This window comes from Streptomyces sp. NPDC015144, from assembly GCF_043079735.1.
In the GTDB taxonomy this organism is placed as follows: domain Bacteria; phylum Actinomycetota; class Actinomycetes; order Streptomycetales; family Streptomycetaceae; genus Streptomyces.
Window position 1 is genome coordinate 131322 of record NZ_JBIBUU010000001.1, and the last position, 22760, is coordinate 154081.

Genomic DNA, 22760 nt, shown 5'->3' on the forward strand with positions numbered 1-22760 from the left:
CGCATGAGTGTGTGCGGCCGCGTGGGCGAGCCGGGGGAGGGACGATGCGTTCACTGCACCGCGGACCGCGGCTCGGCCCGTCCGCCCACCGCGACCACCGGGGCGCCACCCGCGGCCTCGCCCTCGATCTCGGCAGCTCCCGCACCCGGGTCTGGGTGCCCGGCCACGGCGTCCTGGCCGACCCGGACGTCCGCGGCGCGACCGACGCCGACGGCGCGTCCGGTACGGGGGCCGGTCACGGCCGCCCGGTCCGGCGCGGCCGGATCGTCGACCCCGACTCCTGCGGCCGGATGCTCGGCCGGATCGCCGACACGGCCCTGGGCGCCGACCGCACCGGCACCGTGATCGTGCTGAGCCACCCCGTCCTCGCCGGCCCCCGGCACCGCGCGGCGGCGCGCGAACTGCTCGCCGCCCTCGGGCCGTCCACCGTGATCGCCCTCGACAGCGCGCGGGCCGCCGCCGCGTCGGCCGGGCCCCGGGACGGCGGCCCGCTGCTCGTCGTCGACATCGGCGCCGGGCTGACCGAGGCCACCCTCCTCGTCGACGACCGGGTCCGCGACGCCCGCCAGGCGGAGACCGGGCTGGGCGATCTCGACCCGGCCGGGCCGCCCACCGCCGTCGTCCACGCCGTTCTGGAGATGGTCCTGGACATGTGGCAGCAGGACCGGCACGGCGCCGTCCTCGGCGCCCTGCGCAAGGGCCCGCTGCTCACCGGGGGCGGCGCCGCCCGCCCCGACATCACCGACCGGATCGCGGCCCGCCTCGGCACCCCGGTCCGCCTCGCCGACGATCCGGCGACCGCCGTCGTCCGGGGCGCCGGGATGGTCCTCAGCTCCGTGCTCCGCCAGGCCGCCACGGTCGCGTTCCCGACCGGCCGAGCAGGGTGACCCCCCTCCCGGGGCCGCCCCCGGGGAACGTGCCCCCGAGGGCACGGCCGGATGCCCCGGCACACCATCGCGCCGCCCGGGCGGCCCGGCTGCTCCTCGCCGCCCTCCTGCTCACCGCGCTCGCCGTCACCGGCGGCGCCCCCTCCGCCACCGGCTCCGTGCTGCCCGCCCGGCCCTCCGCCGGGGTGCCGTCCGCCGCCGCGTACACCCCCGGGGCCCACCGGCCCACCCCGCACAGCGACCGCACCGCCGGCACCGGCGCCGGTACCGCCCAGGACCTCCGCCGTGCCCGTACGGCCGCGGCGGCCGGACACACGGTCCACCCGCAGACCGGTCCCGCCCCACAGCCCCGGGCCGGCCGCGACCAGGCCCGTACCGCGCACCACCTCCCGCCGCCCCCCGGGCACGGCGCCCTGCTGCCCGGCACCCCCGGCAGCCTCCCCCCGCTCCGTCTCCACCAGCCCGCCCCCGCCGCGTCGCCGCGCGCCGCCGGGCGCCCCCGCGTCGCGCTCCCCGGCGTACGGGGACCTCCGAGGACGGCCGTCCCCCGGCCACCGGTCCTGCCACCGGTCCCGTCCCACAGCACCGCCGTTCCGTCCCCGCCGAGGTGAGGGCGGCCGGCGCCCCCTCGGAGGAAACCCATGACTCGCGCCACCACGGTGCGGGCGGTTCTGGCTGCGGCCGTACTGCTCGTCTCCGTGCTCATCACGCTGACCATGTCACCCAGACTCGGCCTCGATCTTCAGGGCGGCACCCGGATGGTGCTCCAGGCCAAGGACTCGGACACCGCGAAGGCGGACCGGGAGAGCACCGATCGCACCCTCGAAGTGCTGCGCCAGCGCATCGACTCCCTCGGCGTGGCCGAACCCACCCTGACCCGTTCCGGCGAAGACCGGATCATCGTCGAACTCCCGGACGTCCAGGACCCGCGCAAGGCTGCCGAGGTGATCGGCCGCACCGCCCAGCTCAGCTTCCACACGGTCCGGGGCCCCGGCACCGAGGAGAGCGCCGAGAAGGAGAACGGCACCAAGAACGGCGCCGAGAAGGAGAAGGACGCCGGGGAGGCGAAGGACGCCGGGAAGGAGAAGGACGCAGGGGAGGCGAAGGACGCCGGGAAGGACAAGAAGGACGGTCCGACCCTCCGCGACGAGCAGGGACGCGCCCTCGACCTGGGCCCCGTCCGGCTCACCGGGGCGGGCGTCAAGGACGCCACCGCCGAGTTCGACGCCCAGCAGGGCGCCGGCTGGACCGTCTCCCTCGACTTCCACAAGCAGGCCGGGCGGGACTGGACCCGGCTGACCGGCGAGGCCGCCTGCTCCCCCGAGGGGGACGAGCGCCGTCGCGTCGCCATCGTCCTCGACCAGCAGATCATCTCCTCGCCGCAGGTCTCCCCCTCGGTCGCCTGCAATGTGGGACTGCCCTCCGGCTCCACCCAGATCACCGGATCGTTCGGCGCGGACGAGGCCCGCGAACTGGCCCTGCTGATCAAGGGCGGCGCCCTGCCGCTGCCGGTCGAGATCGTCGAACAGCGGACCGTCGGCCCGACGCTCGGGGCCGCCGCCATCGACGCCAGCGCCCGCGCCGCCCTCATCGGCGCCGCCGCCACCGCGCTCTTCATCACCATCGTCTACCGGCTCTTCGGCGCACTGGCCGCCGTCGCGCTCGCCGCCTACGGGCTGATCTCCTACGCGGCCCTGGTGGCACTCGGCGTCACCCTCACCCTGCCCGGCCTCGCCGGTTTCGTGCTGGCCATCGGGATGGCGGTCGACGCCAACGTCCTGGTCTTCGAACGGGCCAGGGAGGAGCACGCCCTGCATCCCGGCCGGACCCTGCGCTCCTCGCTGACCGCCGGATTCCGCGGCGCCTGGAGCGCCGTCGCCGACTCCAACGTGACGACGCTGATCGCGGCCGGGCTGCTCTTCTTCCTCGGCTCCGGGCCGGTCAAGGGCTTCGGCGTCACCCTCGCCATCGGTGTGCTCGCCTCGATGTTCTCCGCGCTGGTCATCGCCCGTGCGCTCACCGAGATCGCCACCGGCTCCCGGTTCGTCAACGACTACCGGGGCGTCAACGGCATCGGGATCCCCGGCCGGGTCCGCACCTGGCTGACCCGCCGCGACCCCCGGCTGATGAAGTCCCCGCGCCGCTGGCTGACGGTCTCCGCCGTCCTGGTGGCGGTCGCCGTCCTCGGCATCGTCGTGCGCGGGGTCAACCTGGGCGTCGAATTCACCGGCGGCCGCCTGGTCGAGTACTCGACGAGCCGGCCCGTCGACGTGGAGCGGGCCCGGACCCTCCTGGCGGGCGCGGGCTTCGGCGACGCCGAGGTCACCACGGCGGGCGCGGGCGACCTCTCCGTCCGCACCGCCGGACTCGACAACGACGAGGAGCACGCCCTGCGCGCCGCCCTCGCGAAGGAGGGCGGCGAGACCACCAAGGTCCGTGACGAGCTCATCGGCCCCAGCCTCGGCGACGAACTGCGGCGCAACGCGCTGATCGCGCTCGGCATCGCCGTGCTGGTGCAGTTGGCCTACCTGGCCGTCCGGTTCCGCTGGACCTTCGCCCTGGGCTCGGTCGCGGCGCTGGTCCATGACGTGATCATCCTGGTCGGGGCCTTCGCCTGGCTCGGCCGGACCGTCGACGGGATCTTCCTGGCCGCGCTCCTCACCGTCATCGGGTACTCCGTCAACGACTCGGTGGTGGTCTTCGACCGGGTGCGCGAGATCTGGGCGAAGGCCCGCCGCACGCCGCTGTCCGTCGTCGCGGACCGGGCCGTCGTCCAGACCGTTCCGCGCACGGTCAACACCGGGATGGGCGCGCTCTTCATCCTCGTCGCCCTCGCCGTGCTGGGCGGCGACTCCCTCGCGGACTTCGCGCTGGCCCTGCTCATCGGCATCTGCGTCGGCACCTACTCCTCGGTGCTGACCGCCGTACCGGCCGCCCTGGTCCTGGAACGCAGCAGCAAGGCCCCGCCGCCCGCCCGCAAACGGTCCCCGGGCCGCCGCTCCGGTACGAAGAAGCCCCAGCGCGACCCGTACGACAACGGGGCACGCGTGTAGCACCGCGCCCCGACGGCCCCGGCTCCCCGGGGCCGTCAGGGCATGAGGGCGCGCAGATGGTCGGCGGTGGCCCGGTCGGCGGGCAGGAACGTCTCGATCGCCAGCTCGGCCACCGTCACGTCCATCGGCGTGTTGAACGTGCCGATCGAGCAGACGAAGGAGAGCGTCCGCCCGCCGTGCTCGATCAGCAGGGGGAGCGCGAAGGGCAGCGACGGCACAGGACCGGCGGCGCCGCCCTCCGGTACGGGGTAGGCCGCGACCTCCTCGTACAGCGCACGCAGCTCCGCCGACCGCACCAGGGCGATCTGACGCTCCATCTGGCCCAGCAGGTCGGCCCGCCACTCCCGCAGGTTCCGGATCCGCGGGGCGAGCCCCCGAGGGTGCAGCGTCAGCCGCATCGCGTTCACCGGGGGCGTCAGCAGATGCTCGGCCGCCCCCTCCGCCAGCACCGCCATCCCCCGATTGGCCGCCACCACGTCGTAGGTGCCGTCGACGACGATCGCCGGATACGGCTCGTACGCCTCCAGCAGCCGTTCCATCCCCTCGCGCAGCGGGCCGAACGCCGGGTCGTCCAGCGGGGTCTGCGCGTAGCGCGGCGCGTAACCCGCCGCCAGCAGCAGGGCGTTGCGCTCCCTGACCGGAACGTCGAGACGGTCGGCCAGCCGCAGGATCATCTCCTCGCTGGGGCGTGAGCGGCCCGTCTCGATGAACGAGATGTGCCGGGCCGAGGAATCGGCGCGCAGCGCCAGCTCGAGCTGGCTCATCCTGCGCCGCTCACGCCAACTGCGCAGCAGCGTCCCTACCCCCGTGTCGAGCGCGACAGTCGTCATACCCAGACCGTAACGTCACCGGCACCCCCGGCCGTACCGAACACCGAAGAGGGAGCCGCCCCATGCCCGCCGCACCGCTGTCCCGGCAGGAGATCGAGGACCGGCTGGGCGATCTGCCCGGCTGGTCGCTGGAGGGCGACCGGATCACCCGCGTCTACCGGCTCGGCGACCACATCGCCGCCGCCGCGTTCGTCCAGCACGTCGCCGCGGTCCAGAACGAGCTCAACCACCACTCCGACCTGACCCTCGGCTACAACACCGTCTCTCTCTCAGTGAACACGCACGACGCGGGCGGCGCGGTCACCGCCCATGACCTGGAGCTGGCCGCGCGGGTGGCGGCGATCGCCCCCGCCCACGGCGCGCGGTAGCGCCGCGTCACGCCGCCGGGCCGAAGCGGGGGTGCGCGGCGAGCCAGTCGGTGTAGCTCCCGCTGCGCCGCACCGCCTCGTCGTACGCCGCCCGGGTGTACCCGCTCACCGAGCCCGCCGCCGCACCGGCCGCCGCCGAACGCGGATGCCAGCCCAGCAGATGGCGCCAGCTCAGCGGCGAGCCGGTGATCGGCCGGGTCACCACCCCCGGAGCCGGCGGGAAGGTCGCCCGGCACAGCCCGACCGCCCGCCCCACCTGCACCAGATGGACGACGGACGCGGTGTCCGTCTCGTACACCGAGACGGGGCTGAAACCGGCCCGGGCGCAGGCACTCACGAAGCAGTCGGCGAAGCAGCCCTCGCCCGGCACGTCCGCCCAGCACTCCCGCGCCAGCTCGGCGAGGTCGAGCTCCGCCTCCCCGGCGAGCCGATGGGACTCCGGCAGCATCACGAAGACCGGGTCGACGCCGATCACCTGCCAGGTCAGCCGGTCGTGGGCGGGCGGCGGGCTCTCCCCGCACGTTCCGATGAGCGCGAAGTCCAGCCGTCCGTCCACCAGTTGGGTGGCGATCTCCGTGACCGACCAGGAGGTGTACGTCGACACGGGGGCCGCCGGGTGCGAGGCGACCAGCCGGTCCACCAGACCGCCCAGCAGCGGACCGTGCGTTCCGCCGAGCCGGAAGCGCTCCATCGCCCCCCACGCGTTGGCGAGGCGGACGGCCTCCTCCTGGAGCTCGCTGACCGCCGGCAGCACCACCCGGGCCCGCTCCAGCACCAGCTCGCCCAGGATCGTGGGCCGGGCCCCGGTGTGGTCGCGGTCGAAGAGCGGACCACCGAGCGCCTTCTCGATCCGGCGCAGCTGCGCGCTGAGCGCGGGCTGGGCAAGCCCGAGCGCCGCGGCGGCCTTGGTCAGGCTGCCGGTGTCGGCTATGGCACGTACGGTTCGCAGATGGCGCAACTCCAGCTCCATAAACGCAAGTTATGGGCCCGGAGGCCTACCGGCAATATGCAGGTGTCCATTGTGTGAGATACGCCCCGGAGTCGGCCGGTGCCGGACGGTCGCGCGCGTACGGAAACGGCTGCTTGCCGGACCGGCAACAAAACTTGCCGTGACCCTGGGGGCGTGATGACGCTGTTGCCATGAGCCAGCACACCGGACACGGACCGCACGCATCCACCGCGCCCAGCCACCACCACGGCGCCGCCCACGCGGGTCACCACCACGGCCACGGTCACCAGCAGGACGCGGGTGACATCGACTGGGACGTGATGGGGCCGGTACTGGAACTGGAGGCCGAGATCAGCAGGCCCCAGTACGAGCAGGCGGCGCGCTGGATCGCCGGACTCCCAGAGGCGCCGAAGGTGCGCCGGATCCTCGACATCGGCAGCGGCCCCGGGCTGATCACCTGCCTGCTCGCCGAGGTGTTCCCCGACGCGGAGGCCGTCGCCGTCGACGGCACGCCCGCACTCCTGGAGCGCGCCCGGGACCACGCCGAGCGCCTCGGCCTCGGCGACCGGTTCCGCACCCACCACGCCGACCTGGAGGACGGCCTCGACGGACTGGGCGAGGCCGACCTGATCTGGGCCGGGAACTCCCTCCACCACGTCGGCGACCAGCGCGCCGTGCTGGCCGGATTCGCCGGACTGCTGCGCCCCGGCGGCGTCGTCGCCCTGGCCGAGGGCGGACTCCAGCCCCGCCGGCTCCCGCGCGACCTCGGTTTCGGCCGCCCCGGACTGGAGGCCAGGCTCGAAGCGATCCATGTGGACCGGTTCGAGGAGATGCGGGCGGCGCTGCCCGGCAGCAGGCGGGAGACCGAGGACTGGAGCGCGCTCCTCGCCGCGGTCGGGCTGACCCCGCAGGGCGTGCGGAGCTTCCTGCTGGACCTTCCGGCACCGCTCGACGACCGGGCCCGCGAGTACGTCACCGTCGAGTTCGCCCGGCGGCGCGAGATGTTCCGGGACGAGCTCCCGGCCGAGGACGCCGCCGCGCTCGACCGGCTGCTCGACCCCGAGGACCCGGCCGGGCTGCGGCTGCGCCCCGATGTCTTCCTGCTCTCCGCGCGCACCGTGCACCTGGGCCGCCGGGGCTGAACGGAGCGCCGAAGGACGACAACGGCCCGCCGCCCGGCCGTGGAGCCGGGCGGCGGGCCGCCGCGTACGGGCGCGGGGGATCAGGCGCCGACGTTGAACTCGCCGGGGTTCGGGCCGATGCGCCTGCCCTCGTCCAGCGCGGCGAAGGCGGCCAGGTCGTCCGCGTCCAGCTCGAAGTCGAAGACGTCCAGGTTCTCCCTGATCCGGGAGGGCGTCACGGACTTGGGGATCACCACGTTGCCGGTCTGGAGGTGCCAGCGGAGCACCACCTGGGCGGGCGAGCGGTCGTGCTTCCGCGCGACCGCGACGACCGTCGGGACCTCCAGCAGGCCCTTGCCCTGGCCCAGCGGCGACCATGCCTCGGTCGCGATGGAGTGCTTCGCGTGGAAGGCCCGGGAGTCGGCCTGCTGGAACTGGGGGTGGAGCTCGATCTGGTTGACCGCGGGGACCACGGAGGTCTCGCCGATGAGGCGCTCCAAGTGCTCGGGCAGGAAGTTGGAGACGCCGATGGCCCTGGCCCGGCCCTCGGAGCTGATCTTCTCGAGGGCCCGGTAGGTGTCGATGTACGCGTCCTTGGCCGGGACCGGCCAGTGGATCAGGTAGAGGTCGACGTAGTCGAGCCCCAGCCGGTCGAGCGAGGCGTCGAAGGCGCGCAGCGTCGAGTCGTGACCCTGCTCGCTGTTCCAGAGCTTGGTGGTGACGAACAGCTCCTCGCGGGGGACGCCGGAGGCCGCGACGGCCTTGCCGGTGCCCCGCTCGTTCTCGTAGATCGCCGCGGTGTCGATGCTCCGGTACCCGGCCTCGATGGCCGTGGCGACCGCCTTCGCGGCCTCGTCGTCCGGCACCTGCCAGACCCCGAAACCGAGCTGAGGCATCTCGACGCCATTGTTGAGGGTGATGGAGGGGACCTTGCTCACGAGCGGTCGATCCTTACGTCGTCGGTCTGGTTCAACCACCCCAACGATCATCGACCGCCCAGCATTCCCGCCCGCCGGGCCGCCGTCCCGGGCTGCGGGCGCCTCGCGGGTACGTCCCCCCGTCCGTCACTCCCGACCGGGTCCGCCGGCCCGCGGTCGGCGGTCCGGAATCATCCCTCCGGCGTCATCCGTCCGGGGGATTGACCGTGTGTTGAGGGCACCCCGCCACCTCGGCACTTGGGATTTGGGCCCGCGAGAGGCATTGACAGAAGGCTCCGCAGGGAATCCCATGCTGTATCGGTTAGGAACCTTTCCTAACACCGGATCGGAAGGGACCACTGTGCACCCTGCCACCCCCCGACGCCGTCTGACGGCCGCACTCGCGGGCGTCAGCTGTCTGTTCCTGCCCCTGCTCGGTTCCCACGCGGCGACCGCCGCCGTCGACCCAGCGAAGGCCGCCGCCGACACCCCCGCGGTGCCCTTCGGCAGCCACACCAAGCCCTACGCCGCCGGGACCCTCAAGCCCTCGGGCACGCAGTCGGCGCTCGACCAGGCCGTGATCAAGGCCTACAACGCCTGGAAGGCCGCGTTCGTCAAGAAGAACTGCGGCAACGGCTGGTACGAGGTCATCTCGCCCGACGCCGACCACCCCTACGTCGCCGAGGCACAGGGCTACGGAATGGTCGTCACCGCCACGATGGCGGGCGCCGACCCGGAGGCGAAGACCGTCTTCGACGGCATGGTCAAGTACATGCTCGCGCACCCCTCGGTGAACAACGCCAACCTCCTCGCCGCCGAGCAGGACGCCTCCTGCAAGAGCGTCGACGGCTCCGACTCGGCGACCGACGGCGACCTGGACGTGGCGTACGGGCTGCTCCTGGCCGACCGGCAGTGGGGCTCCGGCGGCACCTACAACTACAAGGACCTCGCGGTCAAGCACATCAACGCCATCAAGAAGAGCGAGATCAACCCGACCACCCGTCTGACGCTCCTCGGCGACTGGTCGGACTCGGGGGAGGAGCACTACTGGATGACCCGCTCCTCGGACTGGATGATCGACCACTTCCGCGCCTTCAGGACCGCGACCGGCGACTCCACCTGGGACACCGTCCGCACCGCCCACCAGAAGCTGATCACCGGTCAGCAGTCCTCGTACGCCTCCTCCACCGGGCTGCTCGCCGACTTCGTCGTCAACACCAACGGCACCGCCAAGCCCGCCCCCGGCGAGGTGCTGGAAGGACCCAACGACGGCGACTACTCCTGGAACGCCTGCCGTGACCCGTGGCGCATCGGCGCCGACGCCGTCACCAGCGGCGACAGCGCCTCGCTCGCCTCGGCCCGCAAGCTGAACTCCTGGATCAAGACCAAGACGGGCGGCAACCCGGACAAGATCGTCAGTGGCTACCACCTGAACGGTTCGGCCTTCGACAGCGGCAAGGACATGGCCTTCACCGCCCCGTTCGTGGTCACCGCGATGACCGACTCCGGCTCCCAGGCATGGCTGGACGCCCTGTGGAAGAAGCTGGCCGGCACCTCGATCGACCCGGACCAGTACTACGGCGGGAGCGTCCAGCTCCAGTCGATGATCGTCGCGTCCGGCAACTACTGGGTCCCGTGACGGGCGCCGGGATGCGGACCGGAATACCGGCGACGCCACGGACGAGGGTGGCCGCGGCCCTGTCCCTGCTGCTCTGCGCCGCACTGGTGCAGGCGGTGCCCGGGCCGGCCGCCGCGGCCGGAACCACCCGGTACGGGGCGGAGCCCCCGGACGGCGGCGCTCCGTCCGGCGTCGCCACCGTCTCCGAGGGCTGGACCATCCCATGGGGCATCCACTGGATGCCGGACGGCACGAGTGCGCTGGTGACCGAACGGGACAGCTTCAAGGTCTTCAGGGCGACCCCCGACGGCACCAGGACCCGAGTCGGCACCGTGCCCGAGGCCGTCACGACCGGCGGCGAGGGCGGACTCCTCGGCATCGCCGCCGACCCGGAGTGGGCCGACAACCACTACGTGTACGTCATGCACACCGCCGCCGAGGGCAACCGCATCGCGCGCATGACGTACGACGGAACCTCGCTCGGCGGGTACACCGTCCTGCTCAAGGGGATCAAGAAGAACAAGTACCACAACGGCGGACGGCTGCTGTTCGGCCCGGACGGCTATCTGTACGCGTCGACCGGCGAGGCGCAGACCCCCGACCTCGCCCAGGACAAGGACTCGCTGAACGGCAAGATCCTGCGGCTGACCACCGACGGCGAGCCCGCCCCGGGCAACCCCTTCGGCACCTACGTCTACAGCTACGGGCACCGCAATCCACAGGGGCTCGCCTTCGACCGCAACGGACGGCTGTGGGAGGCGGAGCTCGGCGACAGCAAGAAGGACGAGCTCAACCTCATCGAGCCGGGCGGCAACTACGGCTGGCCGGTCTGCGAGGGCGACTGCGCCACCGCCGGCATGACCAACCCGAAGAAGACGTGGAAGGTGGCCGAGGCGTCGCCCAGCGGGATCGCCATCGTCCGCAACGTCATCTACATGGCCGCCCTGAAGGGGCAGCGGCTGTGGCGGATCCCGATCACGGGTGACACCGAGGAGGTCGGCACACCGAGCGCCTACTACGTCGGCACGTACGGGCGGCTGCGCACGGTCACCAAGGTGCCCGGCGCGGACCGGCTCTGGCTCTCCACCACCAACTGCGACAACAACGGGAAGCAGCCGGCCGGCTCGGACAAGCTGTTCCGGGTCTCGATCACCTAGAACGGGCCCGGAACGGGCCGTGTCGTACCGCTGTACCGCTGGGGCGCCCGGGTCGCCTCAGCGGTACAGCGCGGCGACCTCCGCCGCGTACGCCGTCTCGATGGCCCGGCGCTTCAGCTTCAGCGACGGGGTGAGCAGGCCGTGCTCCTCGCTGAAGGGGTGGGCCAGGATCCGGAAGGTACGGATCGACTCGGCCTTCGAGACCGCCGTGTTGGCCGCCACCACCGCCCGCCGGATCTCCGTCTCCAGCTCCCGGTCGCGCACCAGCTCCTCCGGCTTCAGCGGCGCCCGCCCCTGCATCGCCAGCCAGTGGTCCACCGCCTCCTGGTCCACCGTGACCAGCGCCGCGATGTACGGCCGGTCGTTGCCGACCACCAGGCACTGGGCGACCAGCGGATGCGCCCGCACCCGCTCCTCCAGCGCGGCCGGCGACACGCTCTTTCCGCCCGACGTCACCAGGATCTCCTTCTTCCGCCCGGTGATCGTCAGATAGCCGTCGGCGTCGAGCGCGCCCAGGTCCCCGGTGGCCAGCCAGCCCTCGCGCAGCACCGTCCGGGTGGCCTCGGGGGCGCCGAGGTAGCCCGAGAACACATGGTCGCCGTGGACCCACACCTCGCCGTCCTCCGCGATGTGCACGGTCGTCCCCGGGATCGGCAGCCCGACCGTGCCGTACCGGGTGCGCTCCGGCGGATTGGCCGTGGCCGCGGCGGTCGTCTCGGTCAGGCCGTAGCCCTCGTACACCGTGACGCCCGCGCCCGCGAAGAACAGTCCGAGCCGCCGCTCCATCCCGGAACCGCCGGACATGGCGTGCCTGATCCGGCCGCCCATCGCGTCACGGACCTTCTTGTACACGACCTTGTCGAAGAACTGGTGCTGCATCCGCAGCCCGGCGGACGGCCCCGGCCCCGTTCCGAACGCCCGGGCCTCCATCGCCTCGGCGTACTTCACCGCGATGTCCACGGCCTTGTCGAACGGCCCGAGCCGCCCCTCCGCCTCCGCCGTGCGCCGGGCGGCGTCGAAGACCTTCTCGAAGATGTACGGCACCGCCAGGACGAACGTCGGCCGGAACGACACCAGGTCCGGCATCAGCGCCTTCGCCGACAACTGCGGCTGGTGGCCCAGCTTCACCCGCCCCCGGATCGCCGCGACCTCCACCATCCGGCCGAAGACATGGGCCAGCGGCAGGAAGAGCAGGGTGGCCGCCTCGTCGCCCGGGGTGGAACGGAAGACCGACTTCCACCGGGCCACCATGGTGTCCGTCTCGAACATGAGGTTGGCGTGCGTGAGCACACAGCCCTTGGGGCGTCCGGTGGTCCCCGAGGTGTAGATGACCGTGGCCACGGAGTCCGGGGTCACCGCGCGCCGGTGCCGGTGCACCACCGAGTCCTCGACGTCGGCGCCCGCCCCGGTCAGTTCGGCCACCGCTCCGGCGTCCAGCTGCCACAGGCGCTTCAGCCCGGGGAGCCGGTCGATCACCGAGGCGACGGTCATCGCGTGGTCCTCGTGCTCGACCACGACGGCCGAGGCCCCGGAGTCGTGCAGCATCCACAGCACCTGCTCGGCCGAGGACGTCGGATAGACCGGCACGGACTGGGCGCCGATCGTCCACAGCGCGAGGTCGAAGAGCGTCCACTCGTAACACGTGCGCGCCATCAGGGCGATCCGGTCACCGAACCTGGTGCCCTGCGCGATCAGCCCCTTGGCCAGGGCCAGCACCTCGTCACGGAAGGCCGCGGCGGTGACATCCCGCCAGTTCCCGTGCGCGTCCTTGCGGCAGAGCGCGACCCGGCCCGGATCCTCCTCGGCATGGTCGAACACGGTGTCGGCCAGGCCGCCCACGAGGGGCGCGGCCGCCATCGGGGGGACAGTGAACTCGCGCAATGACCTGCTCCTTGTGGCGCTCCGCACGGCGCCGTGACGCTACCCCAACCGGCGGCGCGGCGGGAGGGCCCCGTACCGGCGGACAAGGTGGCATATGCACTGCCCAGCCGCCGAAATCCGGCCAGATGGGCAGGGCGCGGGCGCGGCTGAGGCCGCCACGTAAGCGACGGGAGGGGGAATCTCCACCGAATCTGTACGCCTCGGCCATTCCCGTTCCGGGGCAGAATCCGCCCGCTCACCCCATAAGCGGAGGATGGGCGGGGTCAGACGATGTCCGTACCGTCGGCCGGGCCGAGCGTGCCCGCGCCCCGGACCAGCCGGTCGGCACCGGCCAGGATCGCCGCCGCCAGCGCGTCCGCGGCCTCCTGCGCCGCGCCCCGGCGGCGGTCGTGCGACAGCACGAAGTCCACCCCGCCCAGCTCCGGCAGCCCCGCCCGGGACGGGAGGGGCACCAGGCCGGGCGGGACCAGCCCCCGGCTGTGCGCCATCACGCCCAGACCGGCGCGGGCCGCCGCGATCAGCCCGCTCAGGCTCGTGCTCGTACACGCCACCCGCCAGGACCGGCCGTGCTCCTCCAGCACCTCCAGGGCGCGGGCCCGGGTGATCCCGGGCGGCGGGAAGAGCACCAGCGGAACCGGCCGGTCCGGGTCGATCCGCAGCTGCGGCGCGCCGATCCAGACCAGTGTGTCCCGCCAGACCAGCTCGCCGTGCGAGTCGCCGACGCGCCGCTTGGCCAGCACCAGATCGAGCCGGCCGGCCGCGAGCCGCTGGTGCAGCGTCCCGGAGAGCTCCACCGACAGCTCCAGCTCGACCTCCGGATGGTCGCGGCGGAACGCCTCCAGGATCTCCGGCAGCCGGGTCAGCACGAAGTCCTCGGAGACCCCGAACCTCAGCCGTCCGCGCAGCCGTGTCCCGGCGAAGAAGGCCGCCGCCCGCTCATGGGTCGCGAGGATCGTCCGGGCGAAGCCGAGCATCGCCTCGCCGTCCACGGTGAGATCGACCCGGTGCGTGTCCCGGGCGAACAGCTGCCGCCCGGTCGCCTCCTCCAGCCGACGCACATGCTGGCTCACCGTGGACTGCCGCAGCCCGAGCCGCCGGGCGGCCTGGGTGAAGCTCAGCGTCTGGGCCACGGCGAGGAACGTGCGCAGCTGCGCGGGGTCGTACACGGCGTCAGGCTATCGCGATACGTGATGACAGTGAGAGCGGTGTACGGGATTCCCGATCGCACCGTTCCGGAGCAGCATGGGGCGGGCCCGGCCGCGCCCGTCACTGACCGACGGCGGCCGGGGGACCGGCCGCACCCGGCAGAGACCGGCGGGAGGCCGGGCGAACTCGACCGCGACCGGAAGAACATGTGGAAGTGATGACCCGCCGCATCCCGAAGCCGCCGTCCTGGCTGCCGCTCGACCCGTACCTCCTGGCGCTGATCGGCACCGTGGTGCTCGCGGCGGTACTGCCCGCGTCGGGCACCGGGGCACGGGTGGCGGGCGACGCCTCGACCGGGGCGGTCGCCTTTCTCTTCTTCCTGTACGGGGCCCGGCTCTCCACCGCCGAGGCGATGGACGGGCTGCGCCACTGGCGCCTCCACCTCACCGTGCTGGTCTGCACCTTCGTGGTGTTCCCGCTGCTCGGGCTGGCGGCCCGGGGGCTGGTCCCGTACGCCCTGACCCCCGATCTCCACCAGGGCCTCCTCTTCCTCTGCCTCGTCCCGTCCACCATCCAGTCCTCGATCGCCTTCACCTCGATCGCCCGGGGCAACGTGCCCGCCGCGATCTGCGCGGGCTCCTTCTCCTCCCTCGCCGGGATCTTCCTCACCCCGCTCCTCGCGGCCGCCCTGCTCGGCGGCGACGGCGGCGGCTTCTCGGCGGACGCGCTGCTGCGGATCGGGGTCCAGCTGCTGCTGCCGTTCGCCGCCGGGCAGGTGCTGCGCCGCTGGATCGGCGGCTTCGTCGCCCGCCACAAGAAGGTCCTCGGATACGTCGACCGGGGCTCGATCCTGCTCGTCGTCTACACGGCGTTCAGCGAGGGCATGGTCGAGGGCATCTGGCACCGGATCACCCCGGCCCGGCTCGGGGTGCTGCTCGTCGTCGAGGCGCTGCTGCTCGCCGCGATGCTCGCACTGACCTGGTACGGGGCCAAGCGGCTCGGCTTCGGCCGGGCGGACCGGCTCGCCATCCAGTTCGCCGGATCGAAGAAGAGCCTGGCCTCGGGGCTGCCGATGGCGAGCGTGCTGTTCGGGGCGCAGGCGTCGCTGGCCGTGCTGCCGCTGATGCTCTTCCACCAGATGCAGCTGATGGTGTGCGCGGTGATCGCCCGGCGCCGCGCGGGGGACGCATCCGAGGAGGCCGAGGAGGCCGTGCGGGGGCCGGAGGCCGCCGCGGTGGGCTGAGCGCGCGGCCGCCGCCGTCAGGACCCGTCGGCGGCGGGGTCGAGATCGATGCGGTGCTCGCCCGCGTACACGTTCATGGAGGCGCCCCGGAGGAAGCCGACCAGGGTCAGTCCGGTCTCGGCCGCCAGCTCCACGGCGAGCGACGAGGGCGCCGAGACCGCCGCCAGCATCGGGATCCCGGCCATCACCGCCTTCTGGGCCAGCTCGAACGAGGCGCGCCCCGACACCAGCAGGATCGCCCGGGACAGCGGCAGCCGGTGGTCGGTCAGCGCCCGGCCGACCAGTTTGTCCACCGCGTTGTGCCGCCCCACGTCCTCCCGGACGTCCAGCAGCTCGCCCGTCTCGGAGAAGAGCGCCGCGGCGTGCAGCCCGCCGGTCCGGTCGAAGACCCGCTGCGCGGCGCGCAGCCGATCGGGGAGGGCGGAGAGCAGGGCCGGCGCGACCCGCAGCGGTGGTGTGTCGGAGACCGGGTGCCGGGTCCTCGTGCGCACCGCGTCGAGGCTGGCCTTCCCGCAGAGCCCGCAGGACGACGTGGTGTACACATGGCGTTCGAGCGTGATGTCGGGGACCGGGACGCCGGGGGCGAGCCGCACGTCCACCACGTTGTACGTGTTGACGCCGTCGTCGGTCGCCCCGGCGCAGTAGACGATCGACCGGACCTCGGAGCCGTCCCCGACGACGCCCTCGCTCACCAGGAACCCGGCGGCCAGCGCGAAGTCGTCGCCCGGTGTGCGCATCGTGATCGCCAGCGGTCTGCCGTTCAGCCGGATCTCCAGGGGCTCCTCGGCGACGAGCGTGTCCGGGCGGGTGGATACGGCACCGTCGCGGATGCGGATGGTGCGGTGGCGCGTGGTGGCCCGTCCCATAGCGGTGAACCCGATCCCTGTCTCTGTGCGTGTCCGACGCTGTTCCCGTGCGTGCCGGAGCTGTACCCGCGACCTGCCCGGGTGTTGGCTCGTGCCTCCCCGGGCGCGGCCCTGGAATGCCCATTGTCCTGTACCCGGCGAGAACTGCCGTACCAGGGACGATGTCAGGCACATGCTGTTGTCAAGTCTCCAACGCCCCGCCGTGATTCCTGTGGGAACCCTTGACCCCGTACTGGACGGTAGCGACCAAGACTGGATGGTTCCTGCCCTATATGTAGCGAGGGGACTTCGTACATGACCGGCTCACGTGTCGTGGCGCTCGGCCACTACCAGCCCGCCCGGGTACTCACCAACGACGAACTGGCCACGATGGTCGACACCAGCGACGAGTGGATCACCAGCCGGGTCGGGATCCGGACCCGGCACATCGGGGGCCCGGACGAGCCGGTGGACGAGATGGCCGCGTACGCGGGCGGGAAGGCGCTGGCCGCGGCCGGGGTGGCGCCGGGCGAGATCGATCTGGTGCTGGTCGCCACCTCGACCGCGATGGACCGCTCGCCGAGCATGTCGGCCCGGGTCGCCGCCCGGCTGGGGATGGGCTCGCCCGCGGTGATGGACATCAACGTGGTCTGCTCCGGCTTCACCCACGCCCTCGCCACCGCCGACCACGCCGTCCGGGCCGGGGCGGCGACCCGCGCCCTGGTCATCGGCGCCGACAAGATGGCGGACATCGCCGACTGGACCGACCGCTCCACCTGCGTCCTGCTCGGCGACGGCGCCGGCGCGGCGGTGGTCGTCGCGGAGCCGGACGGGGACGGCCCGCCCGGCATCGGCCCGGTGCTGTGGGGCTCGGTGCCGGAGATGGGCCGGGCCGTCCGGATCGAGGGCACCCCGCCGCGCTTCGCGCAGGAGGGGCAGTCCGTCTACCGCTGGGCCACCACCCAGCTGCCGCCCATCGCCCGCAGGGTGTGCGAGAAGGCCGGGGTGACCCCCGAGGAGCTGGGCGCCGTCGTGCTCCACCAGGCCAACCTCCGGATCATCGAGCCCGTCGCCCGGAAGATCGGCGCGGTCAACGCCGTCGTCGCCAAGGACGTGGTGGACTCCGGCAACACCTCCGCCGCCTCGATCCCGATGGCGCTGTCGAAGCTGGTGGAACGCGGCGAGGTGGCGAGCGGCGCCCCGGCCCTGCTCTTCGGCTTCGGCGGGAACCTCTCGTACGGCGGCCAGGTCATCCGCTGCCCCTGACCCCGGACAGGGGCGCGTCCGGGGAGGCGGGCACCGTCCGACGAGGGTTCAGGGCAGACTGACCGGTATGACGACATTGAGCAAGGGCGCCAACATACCGGTCACGGCCACCGCTACCCGGGCCGTGCTCGAATGGTCGGCCGGGGGCGGAGTGCCGGACGTGGACGCCTCCGCCCTGCTCCTGGGCCGGGACGGCCGGGTGCGGTCCGACGGCGACTTCGTCTTCTACAACCAGCCCCGGCACGCCTCGGGCGCCGTGCGCCACGCCGGCAAGCGGCCCGGCGCGGACACGCTCGACGCCGACCTGTCCGCGCTGGAGCCGGAGATCGACCGCGTCGTGCTCTGCGCCTCCGCCGACGGCGGCACGTTCGGCCAGGTGCCGGGGCTCCGCCTTCGGCTGCTGGACGCGGCGTCCGGGGCGGAGCTGGCCCGGTTCGAGATCGCCGCCGCCACCGAGACGGCGCTGGTCGGCGGCGAGCTCTACCGCCGCGACGGCGGCTGGAAGTTCCGCGCGGTCGGCCAGGGGTACGCGAGCGGACTGGCCGGACTGGCGACCGACTTCGGGATCAGCGTCGACGACGCACCCCCGTCGGCCGCCGCCCCGGCCCCCGTACGGTCGGCCCCCGTACCGCCGGTCCCCGCCCAGGTCCCCCCGCCCCCGGCGCACGCCCCCGTGGCGCCGGTGCCGGGGGAGGAGCGGCTGCCCGTGGAGATGCGGGAGCGCCTGTCGCTGCGCAAGGAGCAGGTCCGGGTCAGCCTGAGCAAGCACGGCCTGCCGCAGGTGAGCGCCCGGGTCGTCCTCGTCCTCGACGCCTCCGGCTCGATGAGCGGGCTCTACCGGCGGGGCACGGTCGCCGGCGTCGTCGAACGGATGGTGGCCGTCGCGGCCCAGCTCGACGACGACGGCCGGATGCAGGCGTGGACCTTCGCCAGCAACTCCGCCCGGCTCCCCGATCTCGCCATCGGGGAACTGCCCGACTGGATCCGGCTGCACGTACGCGTGGGGCAGCTCTACGGCTTCGGCCGCAGGAAGCCGCCCAAGGGCCACCTGCCCGGCCAGATCGACATGCGTACGGTCGGAATCCAGAACGAGGAACAGAAGGTCATCGCCGAGGTGCGGGACTTCGTGCGCGCCCACCCGCTGCCCGAACCGACCCTGGTGCTGTTCTTCTCGGACGGCGGGGTGCACCGCAACCGCGAGATCGAGCAGGAGCTGCGGGCGGCCGCCGACGAACCGGTCTTCTGGCAGTTCGTCGGGCTGGGCCAGTCCGACTACGGGGTGCTGGAACGGTTCGACACCATGCCGGGCCGCCGGGTCGACAATGTCGGCTTCTTCGCGGTCGACGACATCGAGAGGATCGCCGACCAGGAGCTCTACGACCGGGTCCTGTCCGAGTTCCCGTCCTGGCTGCGAGCCGCCCGGCAGGCCGGGATCCTGCACTGACCCGACGACCCGGGGCACCGTCCGTAGTGACATGAACGCGTACGGTGCCGCCGGGGCGGGCTGCGGTGCGGGACCGGGCCGCCCGTACCGGCCGCACCGCACTGACCACCGGAAACGTGGGTGAGAGCCACCCCGAACCCCTGGTATTGTTTTCCATGTCGCCGCGGGAAACCGGGGCCGACCACCTAGTCCGGGTGGCGGAATGGCAGACGCGCTAGCTTGAGGTGCTAGTGCCCTTTATCGGGCGTGGGGGTTCAAGTCCCCCCTCGGACACCAGCAGAAACCCCAGTTCATCTGGGGTTTTTCTGTTTTTCCGGCTGGCCGGCCGGCGCTCGAAGAGGTCGGCGGGCTGACCGGATGCCGGGCCCGGTCACGCCACGATGGCGTAACCGGGCCCGGTACGGGGTGTCGGCGGACACGGCTCAGCTGGGCTGGTCCCCGGTGTAGCGGTAGATGTTCCCGGCGGAGTTGACGCCCCAGACGGTGCCGTCGGCCCCTGCCCCGACATCGGTGAGCGCGCCGGGGATCTGTACCCAGGGGCTCGCGTCGTTGTTGGTGTAGCGGTAGATGTTCCCGCCGGCGTTCGCCCCCCAGACCGAGGTGCGGGAGCCCGCCGAGATCGCCTTGAGGGAGCCGCTGATCTGCTTCCAGGGGCCGCCTTCCTGGTCGCCGGTGTAGCGGTAGATGTTTCCGGCGGAGTTGACGCCCCAGACGGTGCCGTCCGCGGCTGCGCCGATGTCGGTCAGGGCGCCGGGGATCTGTACCCAGGGGTTGGCGTCGTTGTTGGTGTAGCGGTAGATGTTTCCGCCCGCGTTGACGCCCCACACGTTGGTCCTGGATCCGGCCGAGATCCGGACGAGCGCACCGCTGATCTGCTTCCAGGGGCCGCCTTCCTGGTCGCCGATGTAGCGGTAGATGTTTCCGGCGGAGTTGACGCCCCAGACGGTGCCGTCCGCGGCTGCGCCGATGTCGGTCAGGGCGCCGGGGATCTGTACCCAGGGGCTGGCGTCGTTGTTGGTGTAGCGGTAGATGTTTCCGCCCGCGTTGACGCCCCACACATTGGTCCTGGACCCGGCCGAGATCCGGACGAGCGCACCGCTGATCTGCTTCCAGTCGGCCATTTCACCGGCCCCTTTCCCTCTGGGATTGCTGCACACGGACGCTCCCGCGACGGAACGATTCAGCATGCGAGCGTCTTCGCGGCACGGCTTTTCGTTTGTCCGGAAAGCTGCGTTTATCGGACGGAGTGGCCTCCGGGTCGGACCTGTTGGGCCCGGAGGTTCGCCATGGATGACCTGAACGCGGTTCCCGACTGTGGGTTACGCGGGGATACCGCGTTGACTCCCACGCGTACCGCCCGGGCGGAGGGCCCCGAGAAGAGATCCGCCGGGCCACACGGCCGTACGCCCCGGCCGCGCACCCGGGCCGACGAGCGGGCAACGTACCGTCAGGATGGTCTGGTCGTCATGGTGTTGGCTTGAGCGTGACGTAGCGTTGACCTTTTGACGGTGCTCGCAGGGCACCGTGGAGCATCGTTGTGCCCTCACCGCCGTGGGGGCTTCGAGGGGTGTTGGGATGAAGCTCTGCTTCCTCGTCGAGGAGCTGTACCGGTGTGACGGCATGCCGCTCGACGTGGTCCGGCGGCTGGTGTCGTGGGGCCACCAGGTGGACGTGGTGCGGCCGGGCGGCTCGTTGCTGCGGGTCTCGGAGGAGGTCAGGGCGGGGACCCACGACGCCTGGGTGCTCAAGACGGTGTCCGGCGGGCCGGGGCTCGCCCTGCTGGAGGCCGCCGCGGCCGTGGGTCTGACCACGGTGAACGACGCACGGTCGATACGCGCGGTCCGGGACAAGGTCCTCACCTCGATCATCGCGTCCCAGCACGGGCTGCCGGTTCCGCCGACCTATTCGGCGCCGCGGGCCTCGATGTTCGCGGACGTCCCCGAGGAGTTGTTCCCGCTGGTGGTCAAGCCCGCCGACGGCAGCTCCGGGCGCGGGGTGCGGTTGGTGGCGGACCCGGCGGGGCTGGCGGACGCGGAGCAGCCGGGCGAGGGCCAGTTGATCGCGCAGCCCTACGTGCCCAACCCGGGCACGGACCTGAAGGTCTACTGCCTCGCGGGCGAGTTCCACGCGACGCTGCGGCGTTCCCCGATCCACCCGGACGGACCGGCCGACGCGGGTCCGGTCCCGCTCTCCTCCGAAGTGGCCGCCGTGGCGGCCGAGGTGGGCGCGGTCTTCGGCCTCGATCTGTACGGCATCGACGTGGTGCTCGGCCCGGACGGTCCGGTGGTCGTCGACATCAACGACTTCCCGAGCTTCCGCCAGGTGCCCGACGCGGTGTCCCGGGTGGCCGGTGCCGTGCTCGACCTGGCCAGGGCCGGCGGCGGTGCCGGGCGCGGGGTACGGGTCCCGGCGGCGCAGGCGCCGGCCCGGCCGCGGCTCTCCCTGGGACTGCCCCACCCCCGGCCGGTTCCGGGGGCCGGGGCGGGCCTGCCGGTGGGCGCGCCGGGGGGCGTCCAGATATGAGGGTGTGCCTGCTGACCGACAAACCCGGCCACCCGCTGCTCGCCGCGACGGCGGCCCTGCTGACCGGGGCGGGGCACCGGGTGACCTTCCTCGACCCGGACGGCGGGCCGGGTGACTCGTGGGAACGGATCGCCGCGGACGGCCCCGCCGAGGTCTTCCTCCTCAAGGCGCACACCCCCGCGGCGCTGGCCCTGGCCCGCCGCCTCGAAGCCCACGGCGCCCGGGTGGTGAACTCCGCCGCCGCGACCGAGCTGTGCCAGGACCGGCACCGGATCGCCGGGACGGCCGAGGCCGGGGCCCTGCCGATGCCGCCCACCCGTACCCTGCCGACGCTGTCCGAGGCGCTCCCGGGAGCGGAGCGGCAGCGCTATCCGGTCATGGTCAAGAGCCGGCACAGCCGTCGCGCCGACCTGGTGGCCCGCGTCGACGGCCCGGACGCGCTGCGGGAACTCGCCGCCGCCTGGCCCGACGAGCCGGTCGTCCTGCAGGAATTCGTCCCGAACAGCGGCTGGGACCACAAACTGTGGGTGATCTCCGGAGAGGTGTTCAGCGCGGTGCGGCCCACGCCGGTGGGCGGCCCGCCCCGGGATGCGCACCCCACGCCGCTGGTCCGCGACCTGCCGTCCGGCTGGGTCGCGACGGCGCTGCGCGCGGGCGAGGTCTTCGGCCTGGACGTCTACGGGGTCGACCTGCTGGACCGGGAGGGCGAGCCCGTCGTCGTCGACGTCAACGCCTTCCCGGGCGTCCGGGGCCCGGAAGGGGCACCCGGGGCCCTGGCTGCCCTGGCGCTGCGGCGGCCCTGAAGACCGGCCCGGCGGCCGGGCGCCTCCTCCCGCGGGAACGCGGTGGGGAGACGCCCGGCCGGTGGGGCGGGGATGCGGCGATCAGTGGAAGTTCAGCGAGGCGGAGCCGGGGTCGGCGGTGATCGATCCCGGGCAGAGGAAGCTGCCGGAGCTCTTCGACGCGGTGAACGCCTGGTTCTTGTAGGTGCGGGTGGAACCGTCGCGGGACCAGCCGACGTTCGTCGCCCGGTAGCTGCACGAGATGATGCTCTGCTTCACCGTGATGTCGATGAGGTCGGACGTCGCGGTGCCCGCCGTGTCGTTGAAGGTGACCGTCGGGTTGTTGTTGAGGGTGGCGCTCGCGCCGCCGCCGCAGCTCACGCCGCTGTTGACGGTGGTGCGGTCGATGGTGAGCGTGGTGGGCGCGGCGGCGCTGGCGGTGGCGTTGGCCCAGGTGCAGGTGGAGCCCGCGGCCGTGATGCTGCCGTCCACCTGCGAGGCCTGGGGGCCCAGGGCGCTCGCCGCGGTGGCGGCGCCGGCGATGACCGCGACGGTCAGGGCGGTGACGCAGGAGATTTTCGGTGTGAGCCTCATGTCACTCCTCGTGCCGCGTCCGTATGGGTGTGGGGGACGAGCGGCGCCTCGTCCGCGTGCGCGGCGGGGGTACGGACGGGCGTGCCAGGGACGGTCCCAGAAACGCCGTCAAATGTCAGGTGCGCGTCAAGAATTG

Annotated in this window: 20 protein-coding genes and 1 tRNA gene; 13 read left to right on the forward strand and 8 right to left on the reverse strand. The window is 72.9% G+C overall.

From position 1 onward, the window contains the following. The first annotated feature begins 44 nt into the window (after positions 1-44). The 3 genes from ACF08W_RS00515 to secD are packed head-to-tail and all read left to right on the forward strand — an operon-like array spanning position 45 to position 3940. Positions 45-887 carry a rod shape-determining protein gene (locus ACF08W_RS00515; protein WP_385208792.1) on the forward strand — a complete coding sequence of 281 codons (843 nt, stop codon included), beginning with the start codon at positions 45-47 and terminating at the stop codon, positions 885-887. Positions 888-916: 29 nt separating this feature from the next. Further along, on the forward strand, positions 917-1498 hold the full coding sequence (locus ACF08W_RS00520) for a hypothetical protein (RefSeq protein WP_385208796.1): 582 nt from the start codon (positions 917-919) through the stop codon (positions 1496-1498). A gap of 30 nt (positions 1499-1528) precedes the next feature. Then, positions 1529-3940 carry a protein translocase subunit SecD gene (gene secD, locus ACF08W_RS00525; protein WP_392277909.1) on the forward strand — a complete coding sequence of 804 codons (2412 nt, stop codon included), beginning with the start codon at positions 1529-1531 and terminating at the stop codon, positions 3938-3940. Positions 3941-3975: 35 nt separating this feature from the next. Here the strand turns inward: secD and ACF08W_RS00530 are convergent, their stop codons facing one another. After that, the gene (locus tag ACF08W_RS00530; protein ID WP_392277910.1) at positions 3976-4770 is read right to left on the reverse strand and encodes a helix-turn-helix domain-containing protein; all 795 of its coding nucleotides are present in this window, start codon (positions 4768-4770) and stop codon (positions 3976-3978) included. 62 nt (positions 4771-4832) lie between these two features. On the opposite strand from ACF08W_RS00530, the gene ACF08W_RS00535 reads away from it, so the two are divergent. Next, on the forward strand, positions 4833-5138 hold the full coding sequence (locus ACF08W_RS00535) for a 4a-hydroxytetrahydrobiopterin dehydratase (protein WP_392277911.1): 306 nt from the start codon (positions 4833-4835) through the stop codon (positions 5136-5138). Between the two features lie 7 nt (positions 5139-5145). On the opposite strand, the gene ACF08W_RS00540 is transcribed toward ACF08W_RS00535, so the two are convergent. Further along, positions 5146-6108, reverse strand: coding sequence for a LysR family transcriptional regulator (locus ACF08W_RS00540; RefSeq protein WP_352280701.1), 963 nt, complete (start codon positions 6106-6108; stop codon positions 5146-5148). A 170-nt stretch (positions 6109-6278) separates the two neighbouring features. Here ACF08W_RS00540 and ACF08W_RS00545 point away from each other — a divergent pair, with 170 nt between their 5' ends. Next, positions 6279-7229 carry a class I SAM-dependent methyltransferase gene (locus ACF08W_RS00545; protein ID WP_392277912.1) on the forward strand — a complete coding sequence of 317 codons (951 nt, stop codon included), beginning with the start codon at positions 6279-6281 and terminating at the stop codon, positions 7227-7229. 80 nt (positions 7230-7309) lie between these two features. Here ACF08W_RS00545 and ACF08W_RS00550 read toward each other — a convergent pair whose 3' ends face one another. Beyond that, entirely contained in the window at positions 7310-8146 is an 837-nt protein-coding gene (locus ACF08W_RS00550) for an aldo/keto reductase (RefSeq protein ID WP_392277913.1), read from the reverse strand. Positions 8147-8486: 340 nt separating this feature from the next. Between ACF08W_RS00550 and ACF08W_RS00555 the strand changes: the two genes are divergently transcribed. Then, positions 8487-9764, forward strand: a complete 1278-nt coding sequence (locus ACF08W_RS00555) for a glycosyl hydrolase family 8 (protein ID WP_392277914.1) — start codon at positions 8487-8489, stop codon at positions 9762-9764. 11 nt (positions 9765-9775) lie between these two features. Then, complete coding sequence (locus tag ACF08W_RS00560) at positions 9776-10900, forward strand: PQQ-dependent sugar dehydrogenase (protein ID WP_392277915.1); 1125 nt, start codon at positions 9776-9778, stop codon at positions 10898-10900. A 57-nt stretch (positions 10901-10957) separates the two neighbouring features. Here the strand turns inward: ACF08W_RS00560 and ACF08W_RS00565 are convergent, their stop codons facing one another. After that, positions 10958-12757 (reverse strand): AMP-dependent synthetase/ligase, encoded by a 1800-nt coding sequence (locus ACF08W_RS00565; RefSeq protein ID WP_392278319.1) that lies wholly within the window; start codon positions 12755-12757, stop codon positions 10958-10960. 287 nt (positions 12758-13044) lie between these two features. Continuing rightward, entirely contained in the window at positions 13045-13947 is a 903-nt protein-coding gene (locus ACF08W_RS00570) for a LysR family transcriptional regulator (protein ID WP_392277916.1), read from the reverse strand. A 197-nt stretch (positions 13948-14144) separates the two neighbouring features. Here ACF08W_RS00570 and ACF08W_RS00575 point away from each other — a divergent pair, with 197 nt between their 5' ends. Continuing rightward, positions 14145-15170 (forward strand): bile acid:sodium symporter family protein, encoded by a 1026-nt coding sequence (locus tag ACF08W_RS00575; protein ID WP_392277917.1) that lies wholly within the window; start codon positions 14145-14147, stop codon positions 15168-15170. Positions 15171-15187: 17 nt separating this feature from the next. On the opposite strand, the gene fdhD is transcribed toward ACF08W_RS00575, so the two are convergent. Beyond that, entirely contained in the window at positions 15188-16036 is an 849-nt protein-coding gene (gene fdhD / locus ACF08W_RS00580) for a formate dehydrogenase accessory sulfurtransferase FdhD (RefSeq protein ID WP_392277918.1), read from the reverse strand. A gap of 294 nt (positions 16037-16330) precedes the next feature. On the opposite strand from fdhD, the gene ACF08W_RS00585 reads away from it, so the two are divergent. From ACF08W_RS00585 to ACF08W_RS00595, 3 genes are all read left to right on the forward strand, one after another. Continuing rightward, entirely contained in the window at positions 16331-17281 is a 951-nt protein-coding gene (locus tag ACF08W_RS00585; RefSeq protein WP_352281095.1) for a beta-ketoacyl-ACP synthase III, read from the forward strand. A gap of 67 nt (positions 17282-17348) precedes the next feature. After that, positions 17349-18725, forward strand: coding sequence for a VWA domain-containing protein (locus ACF08W_RS00590; protein WP_392277919.1), 1377 nt, complete (start codon positions 17349-17351; stop codon positions 18723-18725). Between the two features lie 188 nt (positions 18726-18913). Further along, positions 18914-19001, forward strand: a tRNA-Leu gene (locus ACF08W_RS00595). 146 nt (positions 19002-19147) lie between these two features. Here the strand turns inward: ACF08W_RS00595 and ACF08W_RS00600 are convergent. Further along, the gene (locus ACF08W_RS00600) at positions 19148-19846 is read right to left on the reverse strand and encodes a tectonin domain-containing protein (protein WP_392277920.1); all 699 of its coding nucleotides are present in this window, start codon (positions 19844-19846) and stop codon (positions 19148-19150) included. Between the two features lie 454 nt (positions 19847-20300). Between ACF08W_RS00600 and ACF08W_RS00605 the strand changes: the two genes are divergently transcribed. Continuing rightward, positions 20301-21248, forward strand: a complete 948-nt coding sequence (locus tag ACF08W_RS00605; RefSeq protein ID WP_392277921.1) for a RimK family alpha-L-glutamate ligase — start codon at positions 20301-20303, stop codon at positions 21246-21248. Further along, positions 21245-22051: a RimK family alpha-L-glutamate ligase gene (locus tag ACF08W_RS00610; protein WP_392277922.1), complete on the forward strand. Its 807-nt coding sequence runs from the start codon at positions 21245-21247 to the stop codon at positions 22049-22051. The genes ACF08W_RS00605 and ACF08W_RS00610 overlap by 4 nt, the downstream gene beginning before the upstream one ends. 81 nt (positions 22052-22132) lie before the next feature. Here the strand turns inward: ACF08W_RS00610 and ACF08W_RS00615 are convergent, their stop codons facing one another. Next, on the reverse strand, positions 22133-22624 hold the full coding sequence (locus tag ACF08W_RS00615) for a hypothetical protein (protein WP_352274796.1): 492 nt from the start codon (positions 22622-22624) through the stop codon (positions 22133-22135). Positions 22625-22760 lie beyond the last annotated feature (136 nt).

Coding starts and splice junctions, on each gene's coding strand:
- ACF08W_RS00515 (WP_385208792.1), top strand. CDS start 45: ATGCGTTCACTGCACCGCGGACCGCGGCTCGGCCCGTCCGCCCACCGC.
- secD (WP_392277909.1), top strand. CDS start 1,529: ATGACTCGCGCCACCACGGTGCGGGCGGTTCTGGCTGCGGCCGTACTG.
- ACF08W_RS00530 (WP_392277910.1), bottom strand. CDS start 4,770: ATGACGACTGTCGCGCTCGACACGGGGGTAGGGACGCTGCTGCGCAGT.
- ACF08W_RS00535 (WP_392277911.1), top strand. CDS start 4,833: ATGCCCGCCGCACCGCTGTCCCGGCAGGAGATCGAGGACCGGCTGGGC.
- ACF08W_RS00540 (WP_352280701.1), bottom strand. CDS start 6,108: ATGGAGCTGGAGTTGCGCCATCTGCGAACCGTACGTGCCATAGCCGAC.
- ACF08W_RS00545 (WP_392277912.1), top strand. CDS start 6,279: ATGAGCCAGCACACCGGACACGGACCGCACGCATCCACCGCGCCCAGC.
- ACF08W_RS00560 (WP_392277915.1), top strand. CDS start 9,776: ATGCGGACCGGAATACCGGCGACGCCACGGACGAGGGTGGCCGCGGCC.
- ACF08W_RS00565 (WP_392278319.1), bottom strand. CDS start 12,757: ATGGCGGCCGCGCCCCTCGTGGGCGGCCTGGCCGACACCGTGTTCGAC.
- ACF08W_RS00575 (WP_392277917.1), top strand. CDS start 14,145: ATGACCCGCCGCATCCCGAAGCCGCCGTCCTGGCTGCCGCTCGACCCG.
- fdhD (WP_392277918.1), bottom strand. CDS start 16,036: ATGGGACGGGCCACCACGCGCCACCGCACCATCCGCATCCGCGACGGT.
- ACF08W_RS00585 (WP_352281095.1), top strand. CDS start 16,331: ATGACCGGCTCACGTGTCGTGGCGCTCGGCCACTACCAGCCCGCCCGG.
- ACF08W_RS00590 (WP_392277919.1), top strand. CDS start 17,349: ATGACGACATTGAGCAAGGGCGCCAACATACCGGTCACGGCCACCGCT.
- ACF08W_RS00600 (WP_392277920.1), bottom strand. CDS start 19,846: ATGGCCGACTGGAAGCAGATCAGCGGTGCGCTCGTCCGGATCTCGGCC.
- ACF08W_RS00605 (WP_392277921.1), top strand. CDS start 20,301: ATGAAGCTCTGCTTCCTCGTCGAGGAGCTGTACCGGTGTGACGGCATG.
- ACF08W_RS00610 (WP_392277922.1), top strand. CDS start 21,245: ATGAGGGTGTGCCTGCTGACCGACAAACCCGGCCACCCGCTGCTCGCC.
- ACF08W_RS00615 (WP_352274796.1), bottom strand. CDS start 22,624: ATGAGGCTCACACCGAAAATCTCCTGCGTCACCGCCCTGACCGTCGCG.